The sequence below is a fragment of the Kitasatospora sp. NPDC023176 genome (assembly GCF_055560495.1).
Genome location: NZ_JBVHIP010000013.1, coordinates 142,263 through 160,066, shown reverse-complemented (window position 1 = coordinate 160,066; position 17,804 = coordinate 142,263). Strand labels below are relative to the sequence as shown.

Annotated in this window: 15 protein-coding genes; 5 read left to right on the top strand and 10 right to left on the bottom strand. The window is 72.6% G+C overall.

Annotated elements, in window-relative coordinates; translation table 11 throughout:
* Positions 1-234: 234 nt before the first annotated feature.
* Positions 235-1,764, top strand: a complete 1,530-nt coding sequence (locus tag ACZ3YL_RS20020) for an AI-2E family transporter (RefSeq protein WP_465658775.1) — start codon at positions 235-237, stop codon at positions 1,762-1,764.
* Here ACZ3YL_RS20020 and ACZ3YL_RS20015 read toward each other — a convergent pair.
* From ACZ3YL_RS20015 to ACZ3YL_RS19995, 5 genes are all read right to left on the bottom strand, one after another.
* Positions 1,761-2,048: a hypothetical protein gene (locus tag ACZ3YL_RS20015; RefSeq protein WP_188308242.1), complete on the bottom strand. Its 288-nt coding sequence runs from the start codon at positions 2,046-2,048 to the stop codon at positions 1,761-1,763. The two genes, ACZ3YL_RS20020 and ACZ3YL_RS20015, sit on opposite strands and share 4 nt — an antisense overlap.
* A gap of 117 nt (positions 2,049-2,165) precedes the next feature.
* Entirely contained in the window at positions 2,166-3,773 is a 1,608-nt protein-coding gene (locus tag ACZ3YL_RS20010) for an alpha/beta hydrolase (protein ID WP_465658772.1), read from the bottom strand.
* A gap of 12 nt (positions 3,774-3,785) precedes the next feature.
* Positions 3,786-4,166 (bottom strand): WXG100 family type VII secretion target, encoded by a 381-nt coding sequence (locus tag ACZ3YL_RS20005; RefSeq protein WP_188309592.1) that lies wholly within the window; start codon positions 4,164-4,166, stop codon positions 3,786-3,788.
* A 135-nt stretch (positions 4,167-4,301) separates the two neighbouring features.
* Entirely contained in the window at positions 4,302-4,844 is a 543-nt protein-coding gene (locus ACZ3YL_RS20000) for an alkyl hydroperoxide reductase (RefSeq protein WP_465658770.1), read from the bottom strand.
* A gap of 3 nt (positions 4,845-4,847) precedes the next feature.
* On the bottom strand, positions 4,848-5,399 hold the full coding sequence (locus tag ACZ3YL_RS19995) for a peroxiredoxin (RefSeq protein WP_188309594.1): 552 nt from the start codon (positions 5,397-5,399) through the stop codon (positions 4,848-4,850).
* Between the two features lie 209 nt (positions 5,400-5,608).
* On the opposite strand from ACZ3YL_RS19995, the gene ACZ3YL_RS19990 reads away from it, so the two are divergent.
* On the top strand, positions 5,609-6,544 hold the full coding sequence (locus ACZ3YL_RS19990) for a LysR substrate-binding domain-containing protein (RefSeq protein ID WP_188309595.1): 936 nt from the start codon (positions 5,609-5,611) through the stop codon (positions 6,542-6,544).
* A 9-nt stretch (positions 6,545-6,553) separates the two neighbouring features.
* Here ACZ3YL_RS19990 and ACZ3YL_RS19985 read toward each other — a convergent pair whose 3' ends face one another.
* The gene (locus tag ACZ3YL_RS19985; protein ID WP_188309596.1) at positions 6,554-7,177 is read right to left on the bottom strand and encodes a TetR/AcrR family transcriptional regulator; all 624 of its coding nucleotides are present in this window, start codon (positions 7,175-7,177) and stop codon (positions 6,554-6,556) included.
* A gap of 144 nt (positions 7,178-7,321) precedes the next feature.
* Here ACZ3YL_RS19985 and ACZ3YL_RS19980 point away from each other — a divergent pair, with 144 nt between their 5' ends.
* Positions 7,322-9,505, top strand: coding sequence for an MMPL family transporter (locus ACZ3YL_RS19980; protein ID WP_188309597.1), 2,184 nt, complete (start codon positions 7,322-7,324; stop codon positions 9,503-9,505).
* A gap of 41 nt (positions 9,506-9,546) precedes the next feature.
* Here ACZ3YL_RS19980 and ACZ3YL_RS19975 read toward each other — a convergent pair whose 3' ends face one another.
* From ACZ3YL_RS19975 to ACZ3YL_RS19965, 3 genes are all read right to left on the bottom strand, one after another.
* A complete protein-coding gene (locus tag ACZ3YL_RS19975; RefSeq protein WP_188309598.1) occupies positions 9,547-11,391 on the bottom strand; it encodes an ATP-binding SpoIIE family protein phosphatase in 1,845 nt (614 codons plus the stop codon).
* 68 nt (positions 11,392-11,459) lie between these two features.
* Positions 11,460-12,224, bottom strand: a complete 765-nt coding sequence (locus tag ACZ3YL_RS19970; RefSeq protein WP_465658767.1) for a class I SAM-dependent methyltransferase — start codon at positions 12,222-12,224, stop codon at positions 11,460-11,462.
* A 482-nt stretch (positions 12,225-12,706) separates the two neighbouring features.
* Positions 12,707-15,670 carry an AfsR/SARP family transcriptional regulator gene (locus ACZ3YL_RS19965; protein WP_465658765.1) on the bottom strand — a complete coding sequence of 988 codons (2,964 nt, stop codon included), beginning with the start codon at positions 15,668-15,670 and terminating at the stop codon, positions 12,707-12,709.
* A gap of 215 nt (positions 15,671-15,885) precedes the next feature.
* Between ACZ3YL_RS19965 and ACZ3YL_RS19960 the strand changes: the two genes are divergently transcribed.
* Positions 15,886-16,164 carry a hypothetical protein gene (locus ACZ3YL_RS19960; RefSeq protein WP_188309600.1) on the top strand — a complete coding sequence of 93 codons (279 nt, stop codon included), beginning with the start codon at positions 15,886-15,888 and terminating at the stop codon, positions 16,162-16,164.
* Positions 16,165-16,652: 488 nt separating this feature from the next.
* Here ACZ3YL_RS19960 and ACZ3YL_RS19955 read toward each other — a convergent pair whose 3' ends face one another.
* Entirely contained in the window at positions 16,653-16,871 is a 219-nt protein-coding gene (locus ACZ3YL_RS19955) for a hypothetical protein (RefSeq protein ID WP_465658763.1), read from the bottom strand.
* Between the two features lie 137 nt (positions 16,872-17,008).
* On the opposite strand from ACZ3YL_RS19955, the gene ACZ3YL_RS19950 reads away from it, so the two are divergent.
* Positions 17,009-17,767, top strand: coding sequence for a GntR family transcriptional regulator (locus ACZ3YL_RS19950; RefSeq protein ID WP_188309602.1), 759 nt, complete (start codon positions 17,009-17,011; stop codon positions 17,765-17,767).
* The last annotated feature ends 37 nt before the right edge of the window (positions 17,768-17,804 follow it).

The following is a 17,804-nucleotide window of genomic DNA, read 5'->3' as shown; positions in this document are numbered from 1 at the left end:
TCCTTCTGGGTGACCGTTCGGTCCCGTTCGGACTCCTCCCCCTCAGCCTGTGGACGAAACCAACTGGAATCCGGCGGTTTGTCCAAGTTTGTGGAATGAGCGGATCGCGTCGAACCTCCTGGCGATCGCACCCGCCCCGCCCCCGCCGGGTAGCGTCATCCCCGACGGCCGTGGCAGGACCCACGGCGTACCGCCGCACTCGGCGGGTCCGGCGGGGAAGCGGTGGTAACGAGGATGGCGCGGGGCGGAAAGGCCTTCAAGGCCGTGGCCAAGGGCATGGCCGTGGTGGCGAGCGCGGCCGCCGTGATCGAACGGCGCCGACGCGCCGCGATGGCGGCCGACCCGCAGGAACTCGCCGCACCCGCCCTCGGCGAGGCACCCGGCCCGGTCCCGGTGCCGCGCGCCGACCCGGCCCCGGTGCCGGTGTCGGTGCCGGCGGTTGAGGCGGTGAACGCCGCGGGGGCCGCTGCCCCGGCTGCGGAGCCGGAGCCGGGGTCGGGGCCCGTGGCGGCCGTGCCCGTCGCGCCGCCCGCGCCCGCCGCGCACGCCGGACTCGGCCGGGAGTACCACCCCGGCCGGCCCGCCACCCCCGCCGAGGCGGTGCCCTGGGGTCTGCGGGTCGCCGCCGAGTCGACCTGGCGGCTGCTGCTGCTCGGCGCCGCGCTCTACGTCGTCTTCTACGTCGTCGACATGCTGCGGCTGGTCGCCTTCTCGGTGCTCGCCTCACTGCTGATCACCGCGCTGCTGGAACCCTCGGTCTCCTGGCTGCGCCGGCGCGGGGTGCCGCGCTCGCTCGCCGCGGGCGGGGTCTTCCTGAGCGGCCTCGCCGGGATCGGGCTGGTCGGCTGGTTCGTGGTGTGGCAGGTCTCCACCAACCTGCCCGACGTCACCAACCAGGTGAAGACCGGCGTCAACCAGCTGCGGGACTGGATGATCACCGGACCGCTGCACCTGACCCAGCAGCAGATCACCGACTTCGCCAACCAGATCACCAAGGCCATCACCACCAACACCGACCAGCTCACCTCGGCCTCGATCACCGGCGCGCAGATCGCCGTCGAGATCCTGACCGCGCTGCTGATGACCTTCTTCACCACCTTCTTCTTCCTCTACGACGGCGCCAACATCTGGAACTGGGCGCTGCGCGGCCTGCCCCGGCAGTCCCGTTTCGCGATGGCCGGAGCCGGCCCGAAGGCCTGGACGACGCTCACCGCGTACGTGCGCGGCACCGTCTGCGTGGCCTTCATCGACGCCGTCTGCATCGGCATCGGCATCGACCTGCTCGGCGTGCCGCTGGCCATGCCACTGGCCGTGATCATCTTCCTCGGCGCGTTCGTCCCGCTGGTCGGAGCCCTGGTCACCGGGACCGTCGCCGTCCTGATCGCCCTGGTCACCCAGGGGCCGTGGACGGCGCTGATGGTGCTGGTCGTGCTGATCGCGGTGATGCAGGTGGAGAGCCACATCCTCCAGCCGCTCATCCTCGGCCGGGCCGTCCGGGTCCACCCCCTCGGCGTGGTCCTCGGCGTCGCGGCCGGCGGCATCATCGGCGGCATCGGCGGCGCGGTGGTCGCCGTCCCGTTGATCGCCGTCACCAACACCGTGGTCGCCCACCTGCGCCGCCGCAACGAGGCCGGCCAGGCCGTCTTCACCGCCCTCGAAGCCGCCCGCGAGGCCGCCGAACGCACGGCGGCCGCCCAACCGGCAGGGGCTCAACCGGCAGGGACTCAACCGGGGGCGGCTCAGCCGGCGGCGGCCGCGGACTAGGGGAGCGCGGAAAGCACGGAGGTGAGGGCTGCCGCGATCGCCAGCCCCACCAGCGCGCCGGTCGCGATCAGGGCCTCCTGCTCCGCCCAGTGCGACCCGCGAAGCGACGTCCGCCGCAGCACCCCGCGGGTCAGTGCGGCTCCCAGCACCGGCCCGCCCCAGGGCAGCCCCACCACCCACAGCAGGGCGTAGTACCCGTGCCAGGGCGGGTGTTCGGTCGCGAAGATCGTCCAGAACACCGAGACGAAGCAGATCACCGTCCACCAGACGGTGGCCAGCACCATCCACCCGCACCCGCCGGAGCGCGGCTGCCCCCGGCCGCTCACCGGGCGGCCCGCGATCCCCGCCGCCGCGCCGGCGCCGCCAGGAGGGCGGCCGACGGCCGGCACGGCGGGCCGAGGTCAGTCATCGCGCCCAGCCGCCTCGGTGATCTGGCCGCCGTGGCCACTGACGATCCTTCCGATGTTGTCGACCGAGGTGTGGTCGTCGCCGGGGCCGTCGTCCCAGTAGGACGAGTGCGCGGTGAAGTCGGGAGACCCACCGTCCACGGCGAAGCGCCGGGCGCCGAAGTCCGCGCCAGCCGGGTCCCTGGTGTACCAGCCGAGGTGGGAGATGTGGTCCCAGGAGGCGGCGCCGACGTAGGTGTGATCGGCCCCTACCGAGAACTCCGAGGCGTGGAAGGCATCGGCGCCGGGGCTGCCGACGAGGACGACGTCGTCGGCGGCGATGCCGGCCGGTTTCCTCGCGGCGAGGCCGACCAGGAGGGAACCGAAGCTGTGGCCCTCGGCCGTGACATGGGCCGGTGCTCCCTGGTGCGTGACGCGTTGTCCTTGGAGGAACGCGCGGTAGGCGTCGACGCCGCCCTGGGCGCGACTCATGTCGCCGGCTTCCGCGAAGCCGAGTGGCGCGTCGTACCCCAGCCAGGCGATGGATGCCGTGCTGCGTGTCGAGTCGGCCCGCTGGGCCGCGTGGTACACGGCCAGTGCCCGGTCCGCGTCACCGCCGCCGATGCGCCGCAGCGTGGTGCCCAGGCCGCCGACCAGCGAGGTGACGTCCTGGGCGGTGTCGGGGTTCCCGAAGGAGAGGATGCCGCGGCCCTGTCCTTCCCCGCCGATGCCGAGCAGGAAGACCGGCGGTTCCGTCCCGTCGGTCCGGCGCAGCCGCTCGGCGATCCTGCGGTACCCGTCCAGCTTCAGAGCGCCGTGCGGGTCGGACGACGGGCCGCCCTTCTCGTACGCGGCGATGAGTTTCGGCAGGAGGATCCGGTTGGCCTGGTTCCTGGCGACGGCGGGGATGCCGTCGCGGTTGCCGACCAGGTCCGGATGCTCCTTGATGAGCCACTGCTGCTTGTCGGCGGGCAGTGCGCTCCACCAGGCGTTGACCTCGGTGGGCGACGCGTCGTCCTTGGGGACGCCGCCGAGCAGCAGCTCGTCCGGAGCGAGGGCCAGGTCGAGCCGGTCGCTGACGGCGGAGGCCGGGTCGAGGCCGGTGCCGTCCTGGGCGCGCTTGATGTAGTGCCGGAGTCGGGCGGCGATCGCCTGGTCGAGGGTGCCGGCCTCGGTGAGCGCGGTTGAGATACGGGTGGCGAGTGCTGTGGCGGTGCGCTCGCAGCTCTTCCGGTACTCGGGGTCGTGCTGGTCGGCGTAGCTGCCGGGCGGCCAGGAGACGGCGCCGCGGGCGTCGACGGACATACCGGCCGTCTGCACGTCGGTCAGTGCCGTGCGCAGCGCGGATTGGGCGAGGGCCAGCGCGTCGGCTCCGGCGCGGATGCTCCGGCCGATCTGTCCGATCTCGCTGTGGGCGGCCTTCAGCTCGCTGGTGCTGCGGCGCAGTGCCGGGCGGGCCGCGTCGGCGGAGGGCCCGGACCAACCGGCGGCCGCGATGCGGCCGTCGACGCCGTCGCGCCACGTGTCCAGGTGCTGTCCGAAGCAGCCGTGCAGCTTGTCGTAGGCGTCGGCGGCGGCGTACAGGTGGCTGAGGTCGCTGTCGCGCAGTGTGGCGAGGTCCATGCGGTCGCCCCCCTAACCGAAGTGCAGGACGAAGTTCTGCTTCTGCTGTGCGGTCGGGCCGGCTGGGGCGGTACGGGTGTCCGGGCCGAACGCCGTGCTGATCCGCTGGTCGGTGCTCCCGTAGCCGAGGCCCGCGTCGATGAGGCCCTGGCCCTGCCGTCCCATCGTGGTGTGCAGGTCCGTCAGCAGGGTGTTCCAGACGGTGGTGCAGGTGCCGAGCGCGGTGCCGCACTGGAGCCCGGGCAGTCCGGCCGCGGACTGGTTCGAAGCGTCGAGCAGTGCTTTGAGTTCACCGGGGATCCGGCCGGCCGTTTCGACGGCGGTGCTCCCGGCCTGCCGGAGTTCGTCCGGGTCGACGTGGAAGCCCCCGCCGTTTTCCGGGTGGTCGGACACCGCGGTTCCCCCTCGGACCGAATGTCGTGCACGGATCGCCTTGCACTGTAGCGGAGTTGAGTACCCTCCCGGGGCCCGGAAACGCCGACGGGCCCCTCCGGCAAGCGGAGGGGCCCGTCAGGGGTACGGGGTGCGTCAGGCGTTGACGGCGGCGAGGGCGGCCTCGGAGTCGAGGACGCCGGCCACGGCCTGCAGGACGGCGGCGATCTTCATCGAGGCCTGGATGACCTCGCGCTCGACGCCGGCCTTGCGCAGGACGGCCTCGTGCGAGTCGAGGCACTGGCCGCAGCCGTTGATGGCCGAGACGGCGAAGCACCAGAGCTCGAAGTCGATCTTCTCGACGCCCGGGGTGCCGATGATGTTCATCCGCAGACCGGCCCGCATCGTGCTGTACTCCTTGTCGGAGAGCAGGTGCAGCGTCCGGTAGTAGACGTTGTTCATCCCCATGATCGCGGCCGCGCCCTTGGCGGCGGTGTACGCCTCCGGGGAGAGGTTGGCCTTGGCCTCGGGCTCCAGCTCGCGGAGCAGGCCGGGGCTGCGGGTGGCCATCGCGCAGGACAGCACGGTGCCCCAGAGCTGCTGGGCGGGGAGGTCGGCGTTGCCGATGACCGAGCCCAGGTTGAGCTTGAGGTCCTTGGCGTAGTCCGGGAGGGCGGCCTTCAGGTCGTCGAGGGCCATGGGTCAGCCCGCCAGCAGGGCCTGGGCGTCGAGGGTGTCCTCGCCCTTGGTCCAGTTGCACGGGCACAGCTCGTCGGTCTGCAGGGCGTCCAGCACCCGCAGGACCTCCTTGGGGTTACGGCCGACGGAGCCGGCGGTGACCATGACGAACTGGATCTCGTTGTTCGGGTCGACGATGAACACGGCGCGCTGGGCGGTGCCGTCCTCGCCCTCGACGCCGCAGGCGCGCATCAGGTCGTGCTTGATGTCGGCCAGCATCGGGAAGGGCAGGTCGCGCAGGTCCTTGTGGTCCTTGCGCCAGGCGTGGTGCACGAACTCGGAGTCGCCGGAGACGCCGAGGATCTGGGCGTCACGGTCGGCGAACTCGTCGTTCAGCTTGCCGAACGCGGCGATCTCGGTCGGGCAGACGAAGGTGAAGTCCATCGGCCAGAAGAAGACGATCTTCCACTTGCCCTCGTAGGTCTTGTGGTCGATGTCGGCGAAGGCGCTCGCGGCCTCCAGGTCGACGCAGGCCTTGAGGTCGAACTCGGGGAACTTGTCACCGATCGTGAGCACGTGCGCTTCTCCAGAACATGAGACTGCGGGGAGTTTTGTCCGGATTCCGGACACGAACCCACCATTCCACATCGTGGACTGATCAGGGAAATAGCTACACTGGATGTGTCTGATCGGAGATTGCTATCAATACCGAATCGCCCACGTCGCGGCCCGGCGCCCGCAGGGGCGCCGCCGCCAAACCCGAGCCGACTGTGGGGAGCACCACAGTGCGCAGTCCGCGCACCCCGACGGTCGCCCAGCTCAGGGCCTTCGTCGCGGTGGCCGAGCACCGGCACTTCCGGGAGGCCGCCGCCGCGACCGGGACCAGCCAGCCGGCGCTGTCCGGGGCGGTCGCGGCGCTGGAGGAGTCGCTGGGTGCCCAACTGGTCGAGCGTACGACGCGCAAGGTGATCGTCACTCCCCTGGGGGAGCGCGTGCACGCGCACGCGCGCCGAGTGCTCGCCTCGCTGCAGGCCCTCACCGAGGAGGTCGAGGCCGCCCGCCGTCCGTTCACCGGACCGCTGCACCTCGGGGTGATCCCGACCGTCGCGCCGTACCTGCTGCCCATCGTGCTGCGGCTGGTCCGCGACCGCTTCCCGGAGCTGGAGCCGCACGTCCACGAGGAGCGCACCCCCTCGCTGCTGGAGGGCCTGGCCGCCGGGCGGCTGGACGTCCTGCTGCTCGCGCTCCCGGCCGGCGGCTCCTCGCCGACCCGGGACATCCCGCTGTTCGACGAGGACTTCGTCCTGGTCACCCCGCCCGAGCACCCGCTCGCGGGGCGGACCGACGTCCCGCGCGACGTGCTGCTCGACCTGGACGTGCTGCTGCTGGAGGAGGGCCACTGCCTGCGCGACCAGGCCCTCGACATCTGCCGGGAGGTCGGCGCCGACCCGGCCGGCTCCACCACCCGCGCGGCGGGCCTGTCCACCCTGGTCCAGCTCGTCGCCGGGGGCCTCGGGGTGACCCTGCTGCCCGCCACCGCGCTGGACGTCGAGGCCGGGCGCACCGACCGGCTGGCCGCCGTCCGCTTCGCCGATCCGGCGCCGGGCCGCCGGATCGGGCTGGCCACCCGGCCGGGTTCGGCCCGCAGCGCCGAGTACGAGCGCTTCGGTGCGGCGCTGCGCGAGGTGCTGGCCGAACTGCCGGTCCGGATCGCCGAATAGGGCCTTCGTCTAGCCCGCTGCCGGCGCGCCGAGGCAGAGCCCGACCGTGGTCGCCACCAGCAGGTCCAGCGCCGCCAGGGTCTCCGGGTCGGGACGTTCGCCCGGGTGGCGCCGGATCAGGTGGCGGGCCGTCAGCCCGTCGAAGCCGGCGAGGAAGTGGGCGGCGATCCGGTCGGCGGGCAGGGCGAGGGTCAGCCCGTGGGCGGCGGTGAGGGTGGCGAGCATCTCGGTGGCGGTGCCCTCCATGGCGCGCTGCAGCCCGAGCATGATCTCCCGGACGTCCGGGTCGCGCATCGCCAGCGTCTGGAACTCGCTGAGCAGGACGCAGCGCCCGTCCTCGCCGGTGGCGGCGTCCCAGAGTGCGTGCACGAGGGTGCGGACCTGTTCGCCGAACGGGCCGTCGCCGGGGGAGGCGGCGCGCACCTGGTCGATGAACTGGGCGGTCACCTCCTCGACGACGGCCCGGTAGAGGTCCTTCTTGGTGCCGAAGGTGTAGTGCACCGTCGCCTGGGCAACGCCCAGCTCGGCCGCGATCGCGCGGGTGCTGCCGGCCGAGATTCCCTCCCGGGTCATCAGGTCGATCGCGGCCCGGACCAGCTGGGGTCGGCGTTCGGAGGCGGGGACATGAGCCATTCAGCCAGGGTAGCGCCATGGTCGGGCAACTGTGTCGACCGATTGGATCGGTCAACTTTGTCACCTGACAAAGTTGGGTCTACCGTGGGACGGGTTCGCTCAGGCACCCGCCTGTCCGCCGACCGCACCACGAGGGGTCAGACCTTGGCCACGTACCTGTACCGACTGGGCCGCCACTGCTTCCGGAGAAGGCGCGCCGTGCTGGCCGTCTGGATCGCGCTGCTGATCGCCATCGGCGGGGCCGCGGGCGCCTTCGCGGGCAAGACCAGCGACGAGTTCAAGGTCCCGGGCACCGAGGCGCAGGCCACCCTGGACCGGATCAAGGGCACCTTCCCCGAGCAGGGCCACGGCTCCGCCCAGGTGGTCTTCGCCGCCGGGGCGCCCGGCGGCCTCACCTCGCCCGAGGCGGGCAAGGCGGTCGGCGAGGCCGTCGCCCGGATCGCCCACGTCCCCGGCGTGGCCGCGGTGCCCGACCCGTACGCCACCGGCGCCGTCTCCCCGGACGGCAAGGTCGCGATCGCGCTGGTCTCCTTCGACCACAAGCTCGCCGACGTCACCGACCGGCAGCGCGACGCGGTCAGGGCCGCCGCCGAGCCGGCCCGCGCGGCCGGCCTGGAGGTGGCCTTCGGCGGCGACGCGTACAACAAGTTCGCCCAGATCGAGGGCGGCTCCGAGGCGATCGGCCTGGTGGTGGCCGGGGTGGTCCTGGTGATCACCCTCGGCACCCTGGTCGCGGCCGGGCTGCCGCTGCTGACCGCGCTGGTCGGCGTCGCCGTCGCGATGGCCGCACTGCTGGCGCTGACCGGCTCCTTCGAGATCATCACCACCGCCCCGGTGCTGGCGCTGATGGTCGGCCTCGCGGTCGGCATCGACTACGCGCTGTTCATCCTGTTCCGCTACCGCCGCCACCTGGACGAGGGCCTGGAGCCGGAGGAGTCCGCCGCCCGGGCCACCGCCACGGCCGGCAGCGCCGTCGTCTTCGCCGGTCTGACCGTGGTCGTGGCGCTCGCCGGACTGGCCGTCGCCGGCGTCCCGTTCCTCACCGTGATGGGCCTGGCCGCCTCCGGCGCCGTCGTGGTGGCCGTCCTGGTCGCGATCACGCTGCTGCCCGCGGTGCTCGGCTTCACCGGCCGCGCGATCGACCGGCTGCCGATCTGGAAGCGGGCGCTGACCACCCACGGCAAGATCACCCTGGGTGAGCGCTGGGCCCGCTTCGTGGTCCGCCGCCCGTTGCCCGTCCTGCTGGTCGGCCTGGCCGGGCTGGGCACCATGGCGGTGCCCGCCGCGAGCCTGAACCTCGGCCTGCCGGGCGGCGGTTCACAGGCCGTCGGGACGGACGCCCGCACGGCGTACGACCTGGTCAGCGACGGCTTCGGCCCCGGCTTCAACGCGCCGCTGGTGGTGGTCGTGGACGCCCACGGCACGCCGAAGCCGGAGCAGGCGGTGCACGAGGTGGCCGGCCGGCTGCAGGGCCTGAAGGGCGTGCAGACCCTGCTGCCGCCGAAGATCGACCGGGCCGGTGGCACCGCCCTGGTGCCGGTCATCCCGAAGACCGGCCCGGACGACAAGGCCACCGCGGCACTGGTCGGCGAGATCCGCGACCAGCGCGACGGGCTCAGGGCGGCGACCGGCGCGAGCATCGCCGTCACCGGCACCACCGCCGCCAACATCGACGTCTCCGCCAAGCTCGGCCAGGCGCTGCCGCCGTTCGTCGCGGTGATCGTCGGCATCGCCCTGGTGCTGCTCGCGCTGGCCTTCCGCTCGGTGCTGGTGCCGCTCAAGGCGGTGCTGGGCTTCCTGCTCAGCATCCTGGCCTCGCTCGGCGCGGTGGTCGCGGTCTACCAGTGGGGCTGGCTGGACGGCCTGATCGACGTGCCGAAGGTCGGCCCGGTGGTCAGCTTCGTGCCGATCCTGCTGATCGGCGTGCTGTTCGGGCTGGCGATGGACTACGAACTGTTCCTGGTCTCCGGGATGAAGGAGCAGTACGTCCACGGCAAGGCGCCGCGCGAGGCGGTCGTCGGCGGGGTCAAGGGCGGCGCCCGGGTGGTGACGGCGGCCGCGCTGATCATGATCTCGGTGTTCGGCGCCTTCGTCCTCGGGCACGACCCGATCGTCCAGCCGATCGGCTTCGCCCTCGCGGTGGGCGTGCTGGTGGACGCCTTCGTGGTGCGGATGGCGCTGGTGCCGGCCGCGATGGCGCTGTTCGGCAGGGCGGCCTGGTGGTTCCCGAAGCGGCTGGAGAAGGTCGTGCCGAAGGTCGACATGGAGGGCGAGCAGCTGATCGCCCGGCTGGAGGGCGAGCAGGCGAAGGAGCCCGTGAAGGTGTGACGTCCGGGGTGCCCGGTGGGGTCGCCCCACCGGGCACCCCGCTACTGCGGCAGCCGCTGTTCGAACCAGACCACCTTGCCGGTGCCCAGCCGGGTCGCGCCCCAGCGGTCCGCGCACCGGGCCACTATCTGCAGCCCGCGCCCGCGTTCGTCCTCCGGACCGGTACGGCGCGGGCGCGGCAGCAGCGGGCTGTCGTCGCCGACCTCGCAGCGCAGCCGGGTGGTGCGCACCAGGCTCAGGGTGACCGGCCGGGTCGCGTGCTGGACGGCGTTGGTCACCAGCTCGCTGACCATCAGCTCGGTCGCCTCGCTCAGTTCGTCCAGCCCCCAGCGGCGCAGCGTGTGCGCGGCCAGCCGACGGGCCCGGCCGGGCGTCTCGTTGCGCGGCTGCAGGTACCAGTGGGCGACGTCCCCGGCCGGGATGCCGTCGAAGCAGGCGCCCAGCAGGGCGATGTCGTCGCCGCGGTCCCCCGGCGGCAGGATCCGCAGCGCCTCCTGGCACAGCTGCTCGGGGGACTGCCAGCGGGCCGCCGCGATCCGCGCGCGGAGCACCTCCAGGCCGTCGCTGAGCGGCCGGGTGCGGGTCTCCACCAGACCGTCGGTGAACAGCAGCAGCGCCGACCCGGGCGGCGCGGGCAGCTCGACCGAGTTGAAGTCCACCCCGCCGACCCCGATCGGCGCCCCGGAGTCCAGCTCCACCAACTCGGCCGTGCCGTCCGGGCGGACCAGCACCGGCGGGACGTGCCCGGCGTTGGCCAGCACCACCCGGTTGGCGATCGGGTCGTACACCGCGTACACGCAGGTGGCCAGGTGCTGTTCGCGGCCGAGCCGCTGGGCCTGTTCGTCCAGGTGGTAGAGCACCTCGTGCGGCGGCAGGTCGAGTGCGGCCAAGGTCTGTGCGCTGGTGCGGAGTTGGCCCATGATGGCGGCCGAGGTGAGCGAGTGGCCCATCACGTCGCCGACGATCAGGGCGACCCGGTTGCCGGGCAGCGGCACGGCGTCGTACCAGTCGCCGCCGACCTGCGCGCCGCGCTCACCGGGCAGGTAGCGCTGGGCGAGCCGGACGCCGTGCGACTGCGGCAGCCGCAACGGCAGCATGCTGCGCTGGAGTTCGTTGGCTATCTCCCACTCGCGGGCGTACCGCAGCGCGGTGTCCACGGCCAGCCCGGCCTGGGTCGCCAGGTGGGCGGCGGTCGCGGTGTCCGCCGCGTCGAAGGCCGGGCGGCCGGTGCGTTCAGGAGGCCGGCGGATCAGCACCAGCAGACCGAGGACGGCCTTGCGGCCGCGCAGCGGCAGGGCGACCACCGAGGTGCCGGCGGCCAGCCGGGCCAGCCCTCGGGTGCCGTACAGCTCGCGCAGCAGCGCCTCGGTGCGCTCGGCGGCCGGCGTGCCGAGGACGGCCGACTCGGCGGGGCGGCGGCTCAGCAGGATGTGCGCCAGCGCGCCGCCGCGGGTGACCGGGGTGGCCGGGCCGGTGTCGGCGGTCGAGCGGGAGCCGAAGCGTGAGCGGTGCCGGTCGTCGGCGCCGCTCTTGCGGCCGCGGCGGCCGATCCGGGTGCCGGTGCTGTGGTGTATCCGCAGCTCCTCCGGGAAGCCGGGTTCGCGCTCGACGTTGGGCAGCGGATCGCGCAGGTGGACGACGGCGGCGTCGGCGAGGGTCGGGACCAGCACCCGGCCGATGTTGCGCAGGGTCGCGGCCAGGTCGAGGGCGCTGTTGATCCGCCGGGTCGCCGCGTCGAGGTAGGCGAGGCGGTCCGCCACCCGGTCCGCCCGTTCCGCCGCGCCGGCGCGGTCCGGTCGTGCCGTCGGCGGCCTGGCCGGGAGATGGCGGCGCTGACCCGGGACGGCGGGCGGCTGCTCCGCCTCGGTCTTGAGCTGGTCGCGCACGGCTGCCTGTCCTGGATTCGGTGTGGTCTGGAGGTGTGGGCGGTGGGCCGTTCCAGCCCGCTGGTCGGTCAGCCGACGCGTCGACAGCACAGGAACAGCTGTTCCTCCGGCGGCAGCGTGGTACTGGCCGGCGCGTACGGATGCCCCGAGCACTCCTCGACGACGAAACCGGCCGCGACCAGAACCCGCTCCAGATCCTCCCTCAGATACCCACTGATCCGCAGCTCTCTGCCAAGGAACGGAAGCGGAACGTGATCCAGGTCCGCCTCGACCATGCCGAGCAGTAGCAGTCCGCCGGGGCGCAGGAGTTGGCGCAGCCGGCCGAGCACGGTCGGGATCTCGTCCTGCGGCAGCAGGATCAGTGAGAAGAACGCGGTGACGGCGGCGAAGGCGCCGCGGCCCGCGGGCCCCAGTCCGGGCGCGCCCCAGACCCGGTCGGCGCGCTCGGTGGCCAGATCGTAGAGGTCGATCCGGTGGAACTCGGCCGGGTACGGGCCCGCGGTCCGGGTCTGCCGGGCCAGCGTGAGCATCCCGTCCGAGAGGTCTATGCCGGTCACCCGCAGCCCGCCGGCGGTCAGCTGGCGGACGGTCGGCTCACCGGTGCCGCAGCCCACGTCCAGCACCCGGGCCCCCGGCTCGAGTTCGGCGAGCAGTTGCCGGCCGCACTCCAGCTGGCCGTCCTTGGCCGGGAAGGCCTCGCCGTACCCGGCGCCGATGGTGTCGAACGCGACCGCCTGGAGGGCCCGGGCCGCCCGGCGTCGTCGCACGTCGGGCCCGTCGTCGCCGGCGTCCTCGCCGACGGGGAACGCGTCGGATATCTGTCCGGTCGTCACGTTGAGAGGCACCCTTCCACCCGTGGCCTCCGGTCGGCTCCTCCGCAGCCTCCTGGGCCGCTGCCGGTGGCGGTACGTCACGCTCCCCGCATCACACAGACGGCCTGCACCCCGACACGTTGCCGGCAGACACTCGTGTGCGTACTGGCATCTGAGAATATGCGCGATCACTGCGCCATGGGGTCCCTTTCCGGCCAACTCGTCATGCTTGGGCCGATGTGGACCGGGTCCGCGGAAGCACGGGGGTGCGGGCCGGGTGGTGCGGCCGGGCCCGCACGCCGCACAGCGCGCCGGGGTTGCGGCGCTGACCTGCGGTTTCGCCGATCCGCAGGCTGACAATCGGACGTTTATCGAACGTCAATCGGTGGGGTGCACAGTGGGATCCAGCGCCGGGGAAGCGTTGAGGGCGCTCCCGCAGCCGGGGGGCTGCGGGAGCGCCGACGCGCGGATCGGGGGAGGTGCTCCGAGGGGGAGCGGAGGCCTCACGGCGCGGGGGGAGAAGAGAAGGGCTCGGTGTGCTGTCGGGAGATGAGGTCCGCCACGGGGGAGGCCTCCGGCACACCGAGCCGCGTGAAGATCGCGTACGCCTCCTGGAGGCAGGCGAGCCCACGGGCCGGCTGGGCGAGGGCGAGCAACGCCTCGCCGAGCGCGGCGTTGGCCAGGCCCTGGCAGTAGGCGGAGTCCATGTCCTGCCCGATCGCGAGTGACTGACCGGCGGCCTCGGCCGCCTCGGCGTGCTCGTCGGCGGCGAGCAGGGCGGAGGCCAGGCGGGCCAGGGTGTAGCCCTCCCACAGGGAGTTCTGCTGGGCGTGGTACAGCTGGTGGGCCTCCCTCAGGTGCGGGACGGCCTCGCCGCCGGAGAGCACCACGCCGAGCTGGTAGAGGGTCTGGGCGAGCAGGGGCCCGTTCTTGGACGCCCGGGCGGCGGCGACGCCGTCGTTGGCGGACTCGATCGCTGTCTCGATCATGCCGAGCCGGTGCTGGACCCGGGCGATGTTGCTGACGATCCGTGCTTCGCCCATGGCCGTGCCGACCGCCCGGCTGGTCGCGCGGACCTGTTCCAGGACCGGCAGGGCCTCGCCCGGGCGGTTGCCCATGCTGAGGATCACGCCCAGTGTGTTGGCCGTGGCCAACAGCAGGACGGTCGGCTCGTTCGGCGCCTGGTGGTCGAGGCTGCGGCGGAGTGACTGCTCAGCGCCCGGAAAGTCGCTGGTGACGTAGTGCAGGGCGCCGAGGGCGAAGTGCACGCGGGCGAGCACGGCGGAGTCGCCGCGACGCTCGGCCTCGCGCCCGACGGTCTCCAGGATCGGGCGCACCCGGGGGCCGTGCGCCGGGACCGGGCCGAGACCGTTGAGCAGGATCAGCAGGTCGATCGCCGCGTGCTGCGAGGCATGGGGCCCGTTCGCCGCCGCGGCGATGGCGCTCAGCAACAGGGCGCCCTCGGTTCGGAGCCAGTTCTGAGCGGAGGCGCTGGTCGGCATGCCGATCCCCGGGGAGGAGGGCGTGGTCAGCAGCTCCGGCTCCGCGTCGTCCGGTTCGATGGTCCGGGACGCGTTGCGGACGGTCGGGATCAACAGGTCGAGCAGCCGCAGGACCGCTCGTTCCTGCTCCTCGGTGTCCCCGATCCGCTCGTTCTTCCGCTGGGCGTAGAGCCGGAGGAGGTCGTGGTAGCGGTATCGGCCGGGGGTGAAGCACTCCAGCATGTTCGCTTCGACCAGCGACTCGGCGAGGTCCTCGGCGGTGTTCTCGTCCACGCCGAGCAGCGCCGCGGCAGCTGCCAGCGGGACGTCGGGGGAGTCGATCAGGGCGAGCAGCCGAAAGGCACGGGCCTCGGGGACGGACAGCTGCCCGTAGCCGAGCCCGATGGTGGTTTCCACGGCGAGGTTGCCCAGTTGAAGCTCGTCCAGCCGTCGGCGCTGGTCCGCTAACCGACTGGCGAGATCGGAGACGCTCCAGCGCGGGCGGCTGGCCAGTCGGGCGGCGGCGATGCGGACGGCCAGCGGCAGGAACCCGCAGGCGGTGACCACCTTCATGGCCGCCTCGGGCTCGGCGGTGACCCGGTGCTCGCCGACGATGGCGGCGAACAGCGCGAGGGCTTCGTCCGGGGTCAGCTCCTCGACGTCGAACAACTGGGCGCCCGGGATGCCGGCGAGCCGGGAGCGGCTGGTGGCGAGCACGGCGCAGCCGGAGACCCCGGGGATGAGCGACCGGATCTGCTCGGCATCGCGCGCGTTGTCGAGCAGGATCAGCATGCGTCGGCTGGCGAGCAGAGAGCGGTAGAGCGCGGCGCGCTGTTCGAGCGAGTCGGGGCTCTCCGTGACCCCGAGCGTGTGCAGGAAGTCACCCAGGACGGCCACCGGATCAGCCGGGGAGGCACCGGCTCCGCGCAGGTCGACGTACAGCTGCCCGTCCGGGAACTCGGACCGGACGCGGTGGGCGACGTGCACGGCGAGGGTGGTCTTGCCGACGCCGCCGATGCCCGCCAGTGAGGTGACCACCACAGCCTGGCCGGTGGCGTTCATCAGGACCGCGGACAAGTCGCTCACCAGGTTCGAGCGGCCGCTGAAGTCCGAAACGTCAGCCGGGAGTTGAGCCGGAGGGGGAGGAGTGGCCGGGCCGTCCTCGTGCGTGGCGGGAGCTGGGGCGGCCGGCAGGGTGAGTGCCGGGTCGGCCGCGAGGATGCGGTTGTGTATCGAGGACAGGCCCACGCCCGGTTCGACTCCGAGCTCCTCGATCAGGAGCTTGCGGGTGTCGGTGTAGACGCCGAGCGCCTCCGCTTGGCGTCCGCAGCGGTACAGCGCCAGCATCAGCAGCTCGCGCAGGCGCTCGCGCAGCGGGTGCTCGGCCGTCAGGTTGTTGAGCTCGACGACGATCTCGGCGTGCAGCCCGACGTCGAGAGCGGCGGCGCACAGTTCCTCGGCGGCGGCGACCTGGCGCTCGGCCAGCCGCAGTCGCTGGGCGTCCGCGTACGGACCGGGGATGCCGGTGAGCGGGCGGCCGCTGAACAGGTCCAGCGCCTGCGCCAGCAGTCGGTGCGCCTCGCGCTTGTCGCCCGAGGTGCGGGCGGTCGCGGCCTCGGCGGAGAGCCGCTCGAAGACCGACAGGTCGAGGGCCTCGCCCGGGATCCGCAGGGCGTAGCCGTCGGCGACCGAGACCAGCAGTTCGGCGGGGCGACGCACCTCCCGCCGGGGCTCGATGACCGACCGCAGGCGGGAGACGTACGTGCGGAGCGCGGCCACGGCCTGGGTCGGGGGGCGTTCGCCCCAGAGCGCGTCGACCAGGTCCTGCGTGGTGACCGGGCGCCCGGAGTGCAGCAGCAGGGTGGTCAGAACGGCCTGCTGCTGGGGGGAGCCGAGGGAGAGGGGCTTGCCGTCGAGCCAGGCCTGGACCGGACCGAGGACTTGGAAGCGCAGCGCAGGGGTCTGCGGCGTCTCCCGAAACTGCATGAAGTCCCCCGGTGGCCTGTGGTGTCGATTCCGCGAAATGGGCGCTCGGCGGTCCGCCGTAGTGGTTCAGCTTAGGCGGACGCCAGACTCTGTCGGATCGCCCCGCAAGTCGCACGATGTTTATCGGACATTTAATCAACCCTACGATACTGTCCCCGCGCCCGCGCCACGGAGGTCGGGCTGAACGCATTTGATGACCGAAAGGCGGCCGCCCAATGGCCAATGACCAGAGCGAGACCCCGGTGCCGTCGACTCCCGGCAACGGGACGAAGACCGAGGCCCCGGCCACCGCTGTGGAGGCGGGCAAGGCTGTCGAGGGCGCGGTGACCGCTTCCTCGAACACATCCGAGTACGCCGCGCCTTCCGACGCGCAGAAGACGGCGATAGAGAACGACCTGTTCGGTGGTGAGGGCGCGGAGGACCCCAACGCGCCGGCCACCGGCGAGCCGGGCAAGACGTACGAGCCGGAGAACATCATCTTCGGTCACCCGTAAGCCGTTCCAGCCGACGGCCCCGCGCCTTCGTCCGGGTGCGGGGGCACTTGGCGGCAGTTCCGGGGTGTCGGATCTGACGGAGCGTAGGATCGAACTCGAGTTCGCCAGCGGGCGGGCCTGAGGAGTTGGAGGGGTTGCATGAGCAAGCTTCGTCGGGTTGCTGTGGTCGCCGTGTCGACCGTTGTCGTGACTGCCGGCTACGTGGCCACTGCCACGGGGGCCTTCGCGAGCATCATCCTGGGCCACCCATAAGCCGTTCCGGCCGAGTGCCCCCGTGCCCCCGTCCGGGCACGGGGGCACTGTCGTGATGTGCGCGCCAATTCGTGTGCGGGTCCATCGGTGGCCGATTCCCGTCCGCGACGTACGCATGGTGACCGGGATCATCCGTAACGTGCTCGGGCGGCGCCCCCGAAGCGTTCCGGAATTCCGGATTCACCGGGAAGATTACCGGCGCCTCGAATGCCGTGGTTTGCGTGGTTTTGCCGCAATTATCGAGGCTGATCGGATTCGGCCGAATCGCGGGGCTCGGGGGCCAGTGAGACGTCGTTCGGTTCGGCGGTCCATTCGCGGCCGCCGTGCTCGGGGCGCAGGTAGTGCTCGCCGCCGATGGTGCCCATGTAGATGCCGGTGCGTCCGGTCCTGCGGTCGAGGACGAGTTCGCCCACCTGTGGCCGGTAGGCCCGGGCGTCGTGCTGTCGAGTGCTCACCGTGCTGCTCCTCGCTCTGGTAGGCGACTGGCCAGCATCTCTAGAGAAGCTAATATCTCTAGAGATGTCAACGGTCGTATCTCCTTATCAGCGGCCGCGGGCGCGCCTACGATTCATCCGAGGGAGAGGGAGCGGCGATGACCGGCAGCAGTGGCGACAAGCAGCCCAAGTACCAGCGGATCGCCGATTCCCTGAAGGCGGCCATCGACGCCGGCCACTACCGCGCGGGCGACCGGCTGCCCGGCGAGAACGACCTGATGGACGAGTACGGCGTGGCCCGGATGACCGCCCGCCAGGCACTCGGCGTGCTGCAGAGCGAGGGCATCGCGGAGGCCCGCCGGGGTTCGGGGGTGTTCGTCCGGGACTTCCGGCCGCTGCGCCGGCGCGGCATCCAGCGGCTGGCGCAGGGGCAGTGGGGCTCCGGCCGGTCGATATGGTCCGCGGACATCGACAACCGCAGCCTGGTGGTCGACCAGGTGTCGGTCACCGAGCGGGGCGCGCCCGAGCACGTGGCCCGGGTGCTCGGGGTGGAGCCGGGCGTCCCGATGTGCGTGCGGCACCGCCGCTTCGTCCTGGACGGCAAGCCGGTGCTGCTCTCCACCTCCTACCTGCCGGCCGTCCTGGTCGCCGGCACCGCGATCACCCGCGAGGACACCGGCCCCGGCGGCACCTACGCCCGGCTGGCCGAGATCGGCGCGAAGCCCGTGCACTTCCGCGAGGAGGTCCGCTCCCGGATGCCCGGCGGCGAGGAGGCGGCCCGCCTCGAACTCTCCGCGGGCACCCCGGTCATCCTGATCTGCCGCACCGCCTTCGCCGACGAGGGGCAGGTCGTCGAGCTCAACGAGATGATCCTGGACGCCGCCTCCTACGTCCTGGAGTACGACTTCGACGCCTGAGCGCCGCGCGGACGCCGCTGCCGCCGGAACGCCGCCG